At 59.9% G+C, this 12,031-nt stretch carries 9 protein-coding genes and 1 pseudogene; 8 read left to right on the forward strand and 2 right to left on the reverse strand.

The genetic code is table 11. The features are described from left to right. Nucleotides 1-70: 70 nt before the first annotated feature. From JFT91_RS12070 to JFT91_RS12085, 5 genes and pseudogenes are all read left to right on the forward strand, one after another. On the forward strand, nt 71-679 hold the full coding sequence (locus tag JFT91_RS12070) for a biliverdin-producing heme oxygenase (protein WP_201232492.1): 609 nt from the start codon (nt 71-73) through the stop codon (nt 677-679). Between the two features lie 163 nt (nt 680-842). Beyond that, nucleotides 843-1,232 (forward strand): YbaN family protein, encoded by a 390-nt coding sequence (locus JFT91_RS12075; protein WP_201232493.1) that lies wholly within the window; start codon nt 843-845, stop codon nt 1,230-1,232. 661 nt (nt 1,233-1,893) lie between these two features. Beyond that, a pseudogene (locus tag JFT91_RS30190) lies at nt 1,894-2,901 on the forward strand (methyl-accepting chemotaxis protein); the annotation flags it as partial. A gap of 102 nt (nt 2,902-3,003) precedes the next feature. Next, the gene (locus JFT91_RS30195) at nt 3,004-3,759 is read left to right on the forward strand and encodes a methyl-accepting chemotaxis protein (protein WP_440094767.1); all 756 of its coding nucleotides are present in this window, start codon (nt 3,004-3,006) and stop codon (nt 3,757-3,759) included. A 173-nt stretch (nt 3,760-3,932) separates the two neighbouring features. Beyond that, the gene (locus tag JFT91_RS12085) at nt 3,933-5,279 is read left to right on the forward strand and encodes a CoA transferase (protein WP_201232494.1); all 1,347 of its coding nucleotides are present in this window, start codon (nt 3,933-3,935) and stop codon (nt 5,277-5,279) included. A 125-nt stretch (nt 5,280-5,404) separates the two neighbouring features. Here the strand turns inward: JFT91_RS12085 and JFT91_RS12090 are convergent, their stop codons facing one another. Both JFT91_RS12090 and arcD (JFT91_RS12095) read right to left on the reverse strand, forming a co-directional pair. Next, nucleotides 5,405-6,268, reverse strand: coding sequence for an AlkA N-terminal domain-containing protein (locus JFT91_RS12090; RefSeq protein ID WP_201232495.1), 864 nt, complete (start codon nt 6,266-6,268; stop codon nt 5,405-5,407). Then, on the reverse strand, nt 6,265-7,692 hold the full coding sequence (arcD, locus tag JFT91_RS12095) for an arginine-ornithine antiporter (protein WP_201232496.1): 1,428 nt from the start codon (nt 7,690-7,692) through the stop codon (nt 6,265-6,267). Before arcD (JFT91_RS12095) ends, JFT91_RS12090 begins: the two co-directional genes overlap by 4 nt. Nucleotides 7,693-8,202: 510 nt before the next feature. Between arcD (JFT91_RS12095) and arcD (JFT91_RS12100) the strand changes: the two genes are divergently transcribed. The 3 genes from arcD (JFT91_RS12100) to JFT91_RS12110 all read left to right on the forward strand — a co-directional run bounded on the left by arcD (JFT91_RS12100) (nt 8,203) and on the right by JFT91_RS12110 (nt 12,001). Beyond that, on the forward strand, nt 8,203-9,630 hold the full coding sequence (gene arcD / locus JFT91_RS12100; protein ID WP_201232497.1) for an arginine-ornithine antiporter: 1,428 nt from the start codon (nt 8,203-8,205) through the stop codon (nt 9,628-9,630). A gap of 34 nt (nt 9,631-9,664) precedes the next feature. After that, on the forward strand, nt 9,665-10,921 hold the full coding sequence (arcA, locus tag JFT91_RS12105) for an arginine deiminase (RefSeq protein WP_201228244.1): 1,257 nt from the start codon (nt 9,665-9,667) through the stop codon (nt 10,919-10,921). Nucleotides 10,922-10,990: 69 nt separating this feature from the next. Continuing rightward, the gene (locus JFT91_RS12110; protein WP_201232498.1) at nt 10,991-12,001 is read left to right on the forward strand and encodes an ornithine carbamoyltransferase; all 1,011 of its coding nucleotides are present in this window, start codon (nt 10,991-10,993) and stop codon (nt 11,999-12,001) included. Nucleotides 12,002-12,031: the final 30 nt, after the last annotated feature.

The following is a 12,031-nucleotide window of genomic DNA, read 5'->3' on the forward strand; positions in this document are numbered from 1 at the left end:
GGTTTTTTTACGCTCTGGCGTGTTGTGGTTCGTCTCGTTAACAAGCGCCTCTTTTTCTCAAGGACTCCTCATGACAGCTCAAGACACCGAACAACGCCCTGCCCTGCGTTCGCAACGCTTGAACCAGATCACCAACGAGCCGCACACCAAGCTCGATGCGCTGGTGAAGGCGCATGCGCCGTTCGAGACCCGCGCCAACTTCGCTCGTTTCGTCGTCGCGCAGTACTTGTTTCAGTCGGAACTGGTCGACTTGTACAACGATGCCGAGTTGACCGCGATCGTGCCTGACCTGCCAGCGCGTTGCCGCGCCGAAGCGGCCAAGGCAGACCTAGCAGACTTGCACACCGAAGTCCCGGCGCCAGTGGCCGGCGCGGTGAAAAACCCGAGCAAGGCCCGTGCATTGGGCTGGATATTCGTCTCCGAAGGTTCCAAGCTCGGCGCTGCGTTCCTGATCAAACGCGCCGTGGCGCTGGAGTTGAGCGAAAACTTTGGCGCCCGTCACCTCGGCGAGCCAGAAGGTGGCCGTGCCGAAGGCTGGAAAAGCTTTGTCAGAACCCTCGACTCGCTGCAGTTCACGGCCCAGGAAGAGGCTGAAGTCGAGCAAGGCGCGATTGACGCGTTCAACCGTTTCACCGTGCTGCTGGAACAGGCGTACGCCACCGAAGCCGAACCGGCCTGAAGCAACACCCCCCTGTAGGAGCCAGGCTTGCCCGCGAAGGCGTCAGCCCATTCAACATCACCGTTGACTGACCCGCCGCCTTCGCGGGCAAGCCTTGCTCCTACAAGGGGCCGCGTAAGCCTGTAAGATCTCCATTCCGCTTCAGAAGCAATCCGCTGAGCCCATGCCGCAACCAGCCTCCTCGAAACTCGCCCGCCTGCTGTTCGGCTTGTTGGCCTACGTCAGCCTCGGCATTGGCTTGATCGCCATCGTCGTGCCCGGCCTGCCGACCACCGAGTTCATCCTTCTCGCCGCATGGGCCGCGACCCGCAGCTCGCCGCGCCTGAGTGCCTGGCTGGAAAACCATCGCCTGTTCGGGCCGATCCTCTTCAATTGGCGCAACGGCAGGATCATTGCGCGCAAGGCCAAGGTCAGTGCCACCGTGAGCATGCTGCTGTGCGCGACCTTGATGCTGGTGATGCTCGATCACGGCTGGCCGGTTTATCTGGCGATTGCCGGGATGAGTCTGGGCAACCTGTGGATCTGGTCGCGCCCGGAAACCCTATCCCTTTGATCCCCTCGGCTTGAGGGGCTTTTGTGGTGAGGGGATTTATCCCCGATGGGCTGCGCAGCAGCCCCAAAACCTGAAAATCAGTTTTATCTGGCACTGTGCAATTGTCTGATTTGTGGCTGCTTTGCAGCCAATCGGGGATAAATCCCCTCACCACAGAAGCCTTCCCCATATTCAGCTATGCCGTGTTCATCCCAATGAAACTTCCCTGTAATTAATCGCCTTTTCAGCACAATCTCCTGCGCAAACGTTTAGCGCTGACCGTCCGTCGGCAGCCTGCTCATGCCCTCTCGCTTCGCGCCGATGAGCATTGAATGGCGCTGAATGGATTTGGCGAACCGGACAGTTCATGTCCGCATGCCACCCGTTTATTCATTCGCGAGATCGCCCCATGTTCGACGCCCTGTCCATTCGCCTGAAAATCGTTCTGCTCTCCGGTCTGTGCCTGCTCGGTGTGGTCGCGCTGATCGTCGGCATGAATATTTACCAGACTAACCAGAACGACGAATTGGTCAGCGACTCCAGCAGCAAAATGCTCACCGCCAGCGTGGAGAACCTGCTGCAAGCCAAAGCCGCCGAACAAGCCGTGCGAGTCCAGAAAACCTTCGGCGAAAGCCTGACGGTGATCACAGCGCTGGCCGACCAGATCAAGGACATGCGCGCGATGGCCACCAAGCGCTCGCTGGAGGCTGGCGCATTACGTGAAGAGTTGAACCTGAGCCTGAAAACCGCGTTCGAGCGCAACGACAAAGTCCTCGGCATCTGGCTCGCCTTTGAACCGAACGGCCTCGACGGCAAGGACAGCGAGTTCGTCAACGACGCCGCCCGCCAATCCAACGAAGCCGGACGCTTCGCGACCTATTGGAGCCGCGCGGCCGGTTCCTCGCTGAACACGATCATGGTCGAAGAAGACCTGACCAAGACCACCCTCAGCGTCAGTGGCACGCCCTACAACAGCTGGTACACCTGCCCTCGCGACAATAAACGGACCTGCTTGCTCGACCCGTACGCCGATACCGTCGGCACCAAGGAAATGCTCATGACGACCATTTCCGTACCGTTGATTGTTGATGGCAAAGCCATCGGTGTGGTCGGTGTCGACATCGCCCTTGATGCCCTGCAAGCAGCGGCCGTGGACTCGCAGCGCAACCTGTTCAACAATGCCGGGCACATGCTCATCGTCTCTGGCAGTGGCGTACTGGCTGCCGACAGCTCCGACGCTGCCAAGGTTGGCAAGAAGATCAGCGACACCCTTGGCGCCGATGGCAAGGACGTATTGCAATTGCTCGCCAGCAGCACGCCGAAAATCCTCGAACAGGGCGACCTGATTCGCGCCGTTTACCCGGTCGATCCGATTGGCAATTCGCGCGCCTGGGGCGTGGTCATCGACCTGCCGAAACAAGTGCTGCTGGCCGACTCGGTCAAGCTGCAAGCGGTACTCGACGACGCTCAGGAAACCGGCGTGATCACCGCCGTGTTGGTGGCTGTAGCCGCTGGTCTAATCGGCCTGCTGCTGATCTGGCTCACCGCTTCGGGCGTGACCCGGCCGATCAACAGCGTCGCCGAGATGCTCAAGAACATTGCCAGTGGTGAGGGCGACCTGACCCAACGCCTGAACTACAAAAAGCAGGATGAATTGGGCGAACTGGTGAACTGGTTCAACCGTTTTCTCGACAAGCTGCAACCGACCATCGCGCAGATCAAACAAAGCATCACCGAAGCGCGCGGCACTGCCGACCAGTCTTCGGAGATCGCTCGGCAGACCAGTGAAGGCATGCAGGTGCAGTTCCGCGAGATCGATCAGGTGGCCACCGCGTCGAACGAGATGAGCGCCACCGCCCACGATGTCGCCAACAGCGCGTCGAATGCTGCCAATGCCGCCAAAGGTGCCGACCAATCGGCCCGGGACGGCATGTCGATCATCGAGCGCAGCACCCGCGACATCAATCAACTGGCCGACGAAGTCAGCAAAGCGGTGACCGAAGTCGAAGCGCTGGCGGTCAACAGCGAACAGATCGGCTCAGTGCTGGAAGTGATCCGCAGCATCGCCGAACAGACCAACCTGTTGGCGCTCAACGCGGCGATCGAAGCGGCCCGCGCCGGCGAGAGCGGACGTGGATTCGCCGTGGTCGCTGACGAAGTGCGCAATCTGGCCAAGCGTACGCAGGATTCGGTTGAAGAGATTCGCGTGGTGATCGAACGCATCCAGACCGGCACCCGTGGCGTGGTCGCGACCATGCATTCGAGCCAGACCCAAGCGCACAACAACGCCGGGCAGATCCGCCAGGCCGTCGATGCGCTGGGCAAGATCAGCGATGCGGTGACGGTGATCAGCGACATGAACCTGCAAATCGCCAGCGCCGCCGAGCAACAGAGTGCGGTGGCTGAGGAGGTCAACCGCAACGTCTCGGCGATTCGTACCGTGACCGAAACCCTGACCGGCCAGGCAACTGAATCGGCAGCGATCAGCAGCCAGCTCAATGCATTGGCCAGTCAGCAGATGAAGCTGATGGACCAGTTCCGCGTGTAATCACCACACATTTCCCCTGTAGGAGTGAGCCTGCTCGCGATAGCGGTGAGTCAGTAAACAGATGCATCAACTGATACGACGCAATCGCGAGCAGGCTCACTCCTACAATTGAATTTCATCTGGCCCAGGATTTTTTTGCACTATCATCGCCCTCTCGTTCCGGAGGGCCTTTGATGACTGATCTGCTCACGTCCATTCAAGCCGCACTCGGCTTGCCGCACACGCCGATTGCGTTCACCGACCGTGGCGCCCTGCCCTCGGCGTTCGCCGTCACCGATCTGGCCTGCGCCAGCATCGCCGCTGCCGGGCAAGCCATCAGCGAACTCTTGAATCAGCAAACCGGTCACCTGCCCGCCGTTGAAGTCGACCGACGCCTGGCCTCGTTCTGGTTCGCCACCTCGATCCGCCCGGTTGGCTGGCAAGTGCCGCCACTGTGGGATCCGGTGGCCGGCGACTATGCGACAAAGGACGGCTGGATCCGCCTGCACACCAACGCCCCGCACCACCGCGCCGCTGCTGAACACGTGCTCGGCGCCTGTGCGGATCGTGCAGCCATGGCGACCAAAGTCGCGCAGTGGGCAAGCACGGATCTGGAGCAAGCCGCGGTCGATGCCAAAGGTTGCGCCGCCGAGATGCGCAGTTGGGCGCAGTGGCAACAACATCCGCAGGGGTTGGCGGTGAATGCCGAGCCGCTTGTGCACTTCAGCTCCACTCAGGATGAACAAGCCAAATCGTGGCAAGGCTCAGTGGAGCGTCCGTTGGCCGCAATCAAGGTGTTGGACCTGACACGCGTGCTCGCCGGCCCGACCGCCAGCCGCTTTCTTGCCGGCCTCGGCGCCAATGTGTTGCGCATCGATCCGCCGACCTGGAACGAGCCGGGTGTGGTCCCGGAAGTCACCCTCGGCAAACGTTGTGCGCGACTGGATCTGCACGATCCGGCCGATCGCAGCGTGTTCGAACATCTACTGAAAGACGCTGACATTCTGCTCCACGGCTACCGCGCCGATGCCTTGGAGCAGCTCGGTTTCGGCGCCGAGCGCCGTCGGCAACTGGCGCCGGGTCTGATTGATGTCTGCCTCAACGCCTACGGCTGGAGCGGCCCGTGGCAAAACCGGCGCGGGTTCGACAGCCTGGTGCAGATGAGCAGCGGCATCGCCGAGGCGGGGCAACGCTGGAAGCACGCCGACAAACCGACGCCACTGCCGGTACAGGCGCTGGATCATGCGACCGGGTATCTGATGGCCGCGAGTGCGATCACGTTGCTGACCGAGCGTTTGCGCAGCGGCCGCGGTGGTTCGGCACGGCTGTCGCTGGCGCGTACGGCAAAGTTGCTGATCGAGCATGGGCCGGGAACGAGTGAGGCGTTGCGGGCCGAGGATGAGCAGGATCAGGGTTTGCAGGTTGAACAGACACCGTGGGGGCCGGCACATCGCTTGCAGCCGCCACTGAAAATCAGCGGGACGCCGGTGATCTGGGCCTTGCCGGCCACAGAATTGGGCTCACACCGGCCACAGTGGTGAAGCTGAAATTGCTATCGCGAGCAGGCTCACTCCTACAGTTGAACGCATTTCTTCTGATGGAACGCGGTGAATGTGGGAGCGAGCCTGCTCGCGAAGAGGCCAGTTCGGCCAACACAGAACCCGGATCAGTCAGCCCGGCTCAAGGACGTCCACAAAAGCTGAGCGGCATACCCTCGATACGGCCGCCACGCCTCTGCACGAACGGCCAATTCCCGCGCAGTCGGCCGCTGCCCTTCCAGCACCTCCAGCGCCCGCAACAACCCGACATCCCCGGTCGGAAACCCATCCATATCACGCAGCTGCCGCAACGCGATGTACTGCGCCGTCCAATCACCAATGCCGTGCAGCGCCAACAATCGCACCACCCCGCCCTCGCGATTCGGCTCAAATAACGACGGATCCTCCAGCAACGCCTGTGCCACGCCCGACAGCGTGCGCCCACGACTTTTTGGCATGCCCAAAGCGGCCAGATCCGCCGCTGCCAAAACATCCGCCTGAGGAAAAACGTGGGTCAAACCGGGAATTGTTGAACGCAGCGGCGCGCCATATTGCCCGACCAGTTTCCCCGCCAGACGAATCGCCGCGACCACGGTAATCTGCTGCCCAAGCACCGCGCGAAACGCCAACTCCAATCCATCCCAGGCACCGGGAATCCGCAACCCCGGACGCTCGGCGATCAACCGCGCCAGCAGGGGATCTTTCGCCAGATGCAATTGCAGCGGCACCAAATCAGCATCCAGATCAAACATCCGCCGCAGCCGCACAACAATCTCGGGCAGCGCTGCCGGATCAGCAAAATCCAGTTCGACCTCCAGCGCATCATCCGCTCCCGGCCAGATCGAAACGCTGCCGAGGACACCGTGCAAACTGAAGCTGCGCGAGTAAACGCCCTCAGCCACGGTTTCCATCCCGACCACCGCCCGCGCTGCGAGAAACCCCAGCATCGCCGCCCAGTCATAAGGCGGCTGATACTCAAGCCGCAACCTCACAACGACAGCAATCCGCTGTACAAACCGTAAGCCGCCAGCCCGGCGCCAATGATCACGCAGGTAAAAATGCCTTTCTCGACATGGGTGAACAACGGCTCGCCCTGCTCATGCTTGGCTTTGGCAAACAGGATCACCCCCGGCGCATACAGCAACGCCGACAGCAGCAAATACTTCACTCCGCCGGCATACAACAGCCACACCGCATAACCGAGCGCGATGCCGCCGATCAGCAAGTCCTTGGTGCGCTCGGCCGAGGCGTGTTCGTAGGTTTCGCCGCGCCCGCTGAGCAATACCGCATACGCCGCCGACCATAGGTACGGCACCAGAATCATCGACGAAGCGAGATAAATCAGGCTGGTGTAGGTGCCCGCCGAAAACAGCGTGATCAACAGGAAAATCTGGATCATCACGTTGGTCAGCCACAACGCATTGACCGGCACATGGTTCTTGTTTTCCTTTTTCAGGAACGCCGGCATGGTCTTGTCCTTGGCGGTCGTGAAGAGGATTTCCGCACACAGCAACGCCCAGGACAACAATGCGCCGAGCAGGGAAATCGCCAGACCAATACTGATCAGCAACGCCCCCCACGGCCCGACGATGTGCTCCAGCACCGCCGCCAGCGACGGGTTCTGCAGCTTGGCCAGTTCCGGCTGGCTCATGATCCCCAACGACAACACATTGACCAGCACCAGCAGCGCCAGCACGCCGATAAAACCGATCACCGTGGCGCGGCCGACGTCGCTGCGTTTCGCCGCCCGCGCCGAATACACGCTGGCGCCTTCGATACCAATGAACACGAACACGGTGACCAGCATCATGTTGCGCACTTGATCCATCACCCCGCCGAAACTCGGGTTGCTGCGTCCCCAGATGTCACGGGTAAAGATGTCGGCCTTGAACGCCACGGCGGCGATGACGATGAACATGATCAACGGCACGATCTTCGCCACTGTGGTCACCTGATTGATGAACGCGGCCTCCTTGATCCCGCGCATCACCAGAAAATGCACAGCCCACAGGAGCACCGATGCACAGCCGATGGCGATCGGCGTATTGCCCTGACCAAACACCGGAAAGAAATAACCGAGGGTGCTGAACAGCAGGACGAAATAACCGACGTTGCCCAGCCACGCGCTGATCCAGTAACCCCACGCAGACGAAAAACCCATGTAGTCGCCAAAACCGGCCTTGGCGTAGGCATACACACCGGAATCCAGCTCCGGCTTGCGGTTGGCCAGGGTCTGGAACACAAACGCCAGGGTCAACATGCCGATCGCCGTGATACCCCAACCGATCAGGATCGCCCCGGCATCGGCGCGCGCGGCCATGTTCTGCGGCAACGAGAAAATCCCCCCGCCGATCATCGAACCCACCACCAGGGCGATCAACGCACCCAGGCGCAGCTTTTGCGTCGTTTGCGACATTCCAGTCTCCCTTTTCCATACAACGGGTTATCAGAACCTGTTTACACCTGTGGTGAGAGTGACTCTCTGTGGCGAGGGATTTTATCCCCTCGCCACAGAATAGGCGTGTTAATCAAACATTAACTAAATGGATAAACACTAAAAACGTTTATTGAATACCACCGAAAAACGTCCATTTATATATAGCCGAAGACGCTAACGCCTAGCACGTTAAGACAGTTTTGTGCGCTGAACCTAATAAATCAATTCTGTACTGAAAACAGAAGCGGAAAATTTGCCAAAACCTGAAAAAGAACTAGCGTGATAGTTCGAAAGTAATAATAGCCATTCCCAAAAACCCACAACAAACCCCTCTAGGACGGGCTTTACAGACAATAGCTTTATGCCTGCAGTGGCTTCCTAAGTCATTCATTAACAATGGAATGTGTCCATGAACTGATCTACGTCAGTTGTTCGAACAGTCAACAGTCCTACGCTGTGAACTCTTCTCTCCTGCAATGGAGTCATGCAATGTCTGAAGCTCCCGGAAAACTACGACTTGGTGCACTGGTTGCCTTGGTAGTCGGTTCAATGATCGGTGGCGGGATATTCTCTTTGCCACAAAACATGGCCGCCAGCGCCGACGTCGGCGCGGTGCTGATCGGTTGGGCCATTACCGCTGTCGGCATGCTCACCCTCGCTTTTGTCTTTCAAACCCTGGCCAATCGCAAGCCTGACCTGGACGGCGGCGTCTACGCCTACGCCAAGGCCGGTTTCGGCGATTACATGGGTTTCTCGTCCGCCTGGGGTTACTGGATCAGTGCCTGGCTGGGTAACGTCGGTTACTTCGTTCTGCTCTTCAGCACCCTCGGCTACTTCTTTCCGGTGTTCGGTGAGGGCAACACCGTTGCTGCCGTCATTGGCGCTTCCGCGCTGTTGTGGGCCGTGCACTTTCTGGTGCTGCGCGGGATCAAGGAAGCAGCGTTCATCAACCTCGTGACCACGGTCGCCAAGGTCGTGCCGTTAGTGCTGTTTGTGCTGATCGCGATCTTCGCCTTCAAACTGGACATCTTCACCGCTGACATCTGGGGCGTGAAAAACCCGGATCTGGGCAGCGTGATGAACCAGGTGCGCAACATGATGCTGGTCACCGTGTGGGTGTTCATCGGCATCGAAGGCGCGAGCATCTTCTCGGCCCGAGCAGAAAAACGCTCGGACGTCGGCAAGGCCACCGTGATCGGCTTCATCACCGTGCTGCTGTTTCTGGTGCTGGTGAACGTGCTGTCGCTGGGCATCATGACTCAGCCGGAACTGGCCAAACTGCAGAACCCGTCGATGGCCGCCGTGCTTGAGCACGTAGTCGGTCACTGGGGCGCGGTGCTGATCAGCGTCGGTCTGATCATCTCGCTGCTGGGCGCGTTGCTGTCGTGGGTGCTGTTGTGTGCGGAGATCATGTTCGCCGCCGCCAAAGACCACACCATGCCGGAGTTCCTGCGCAAGGAAAACGCCAACCACGTACCGGTCAATGCCCTGTGGCTGACCAACGCGATGGTGCAGATTTTCCTCATCATCACCCTGTTCTCGGCCAGCACTTACCTGTCGCTGATCTACCTCGCCACTTCGATGATTCTGGTGCCGTACCTGTGGTCGGCGGCCTACGCCCTGCTGCTGGCGGTGCGCGGCGAAACCTACGAAGGCTTCGCGGCCGAGCGGCGCAAGGATCTGATCATCGGCGGCATCGCCCTGATCTATGCGGTGTGGCTGCTGTACGCCGGCGGGGTCAAGTACCTGCTGCTTTCCGCCCTGCTGTATGCGCCCGGCGCGATCCTGTTCGCCAAGGCCAAGCTGGAACTCAAACAAGCTGTTTTCACCAACGTCGAGAAGCTGATTTTTGCCGCGGTGGTCGTCGGTGCCCTGGTGGCTGCCTACGGTCTCTACGACGGTTTCCTGACTCTGTAATTGCCAAACGTTTTATCTCTGGAGGATCACTGCAATGACCACGGAAAAAGTTAAGTACGGCGTCCATTCCGAAGCCGGCAAACTGCGCAAAGTCATGGTTTGCTCCCCAGGTCTGGCCCACCAGCGGCTGACCCCGAACAACTGCGATGAACTGCTGTTCGATGACGTGCTCTGGGTTGCCCAAGCCAAGCGCGACCACTTCGACTTCGTCACCAAGATGCGCGAGCGCGGCATCGATGTGCTGGAAATGCACAACCTGCTGACCGACATCGTCGCCATCCCGGAAGCGCTGGACTGGATTCTCGAGCGCAAGGTCACCGCCGACTCGGTGGGCCTGGGCCTGATCAACGAAGTGAAATCCTGGCTGAAAAGTCTGGAGCCGCGACACATCGCCGAATACCTGATTGGTGGCGTGTCCGCCGATGACCTGCCGGACAGCTTCGGTGGCAAGACCATCCAGATGTTCCGCGACTTCCTCGGCCACTCCAGCTTCATTCTGCCGCCGCTGCCGAACACCCAGTTCACCCGCGACACCACGTGCTGGATCTACGGCGGCGTGACGCTGAACCCGATGTACTGGCCGGCGCGTCGTCAGGAAACCCTGCTGACCACCGCTATCTACAAATTCCACCCGCAGTTCACCAACGCCGAATTCGAAATCTGGTACGGCGACCCGGACAAGGACCACGGCAGCTCCACCCTCGAAGGCGGCGACGTGATGCCGATCGGCAACGGCGTGGTGCTGATCGGTATGGGCGAGCGCTCATCCCGTCAGGCCATCGGCCAACTGGCGCTGAACCTGTTCAAGAACAAAGCCGTGGAAAAAGTCATCGTTGCCGGCCTGCCGAAATCCCGCGCGGCGATGCACCTGGACACCGTATTCAGCTTCTGCGACCGCGACCTCGTGACGATTTTCCCTGAGGTGGTCAATCAGATCGTCGCGTTCACCCTGCGCCCTGACGAAAGCAAACAGGGCGGCATCGATATCCGCCGCGAAGAATCGAGCTTTCTCGACACCGTCGCCAAAGCCCTCAACCTGCCGAAGCTGCGCGTGGTGGAAACCGGTGGCAACAGCTTCGCCGCCGAACGCGAGCAATGGGACGATGGCAACAACGTGGTGGCCGTGGAACCGGGCGTGGTCATCGGCTACGACCGCAACACCTACACCAACACCCTGCTGCGCAAGGCGGGCGTGGAGGTCATCACCATCAGCGCCGGCGAACTCGGCCGTGGCCGTGGCGGCGGCCACTGCATGACCTGCCCGATCATCCGCGACCCGATCGATTACTAAACCTCTGAGCCCTGGCCGACACTTACAACGTGCGGCCAGGGGGATAACCGACACCGAAGGAGATCCATCATGGCTTTTAACATTCACAACCGTAACCTGCTCAGCCTGGAACACCACACCCCACGTGAGCTGCGTTACCTGCTCGACCTGTCCCGCGATCTGAAACGCGCGAAGTACACCGGTACCGAGCAACAGCATCTGAAGGGCAACAATATCGCCCTGATCTTCGAAAAAACCTCGACCCGCACCCGTTGCGCGTTCGAAGTCGCCGCTTATGACCAGGGCGCCAACGTTACTTACATCGACCCGAATTCCTCGCAGATCGGCCACAAGGAAAGCATGAAGGACACAGCCCGCGTGCTGGGTCGCATGTACGACGCCATCGAGTACCGTGGCTTCAAACAGGAAATTGTCGAAGAGCTGGCCAAGTTTGCTGGCGTGCCGGTGTTCAACGGTCTGACCGATGAATATCACCCAACGCAAATGATCGCCGACGTGCTGACCATGCGTGAGCACGCCGACAAGCCGATCCACGAAATCAGCTACGCCTACCTCGGCGACGCCCGTAACAACATGGGTAATTCGCTGCTGCTGGTCGGCGCCAAACTCGGCATGGATGTGCGCATCTGCGCGCCGAAAGCCCTGTGGCCGCACGACGATCTGGTCGATCGCTGCAAAAAGTACGCGGAAGAAAGCGGTGCACGCATCACGTTGACCGAAGACCCGAAAGCCGCAGTCAAAGGCGTCGATTTCATCCACACCGACGTCTGGGTGTCGATGGGCGAGCCGGTTGAAGCGTGGGCCGAGCGTATCCAGCAATTGCTGCCGTATCAGGTCAACGCCGAGCTGATGAAAGCCACCGGCAACCCGCGCACCAAGTTCATGCACTGCCTGCCGGCGTTCCACAACAGCGATACCAAGGTCGGCAAACAGATCGCCGAACAGTATCCGCACCTGGCCAACGGCATCGAAGTGACCGACGACGTGTTCGAGTCGCCTGCCTGCATCGCCTTCGAGCAAGCGGAAAACCGCATGCACACGATCAAGGCGATTCTGGTCTCGGCGTTGGCGGATATCTAAAAAGCTCACCCGCTCCCCCTGACGAGACAC

Source organism: Pseudomonas sp. TH08 (assembly GCF_016651275.1).
Classification (GTDB): Bacteria; Pseudomonadota; Gammaproteobacteria; order Pseudomonadales; family Pseudomonadaceae; genus Aquipseudomonas.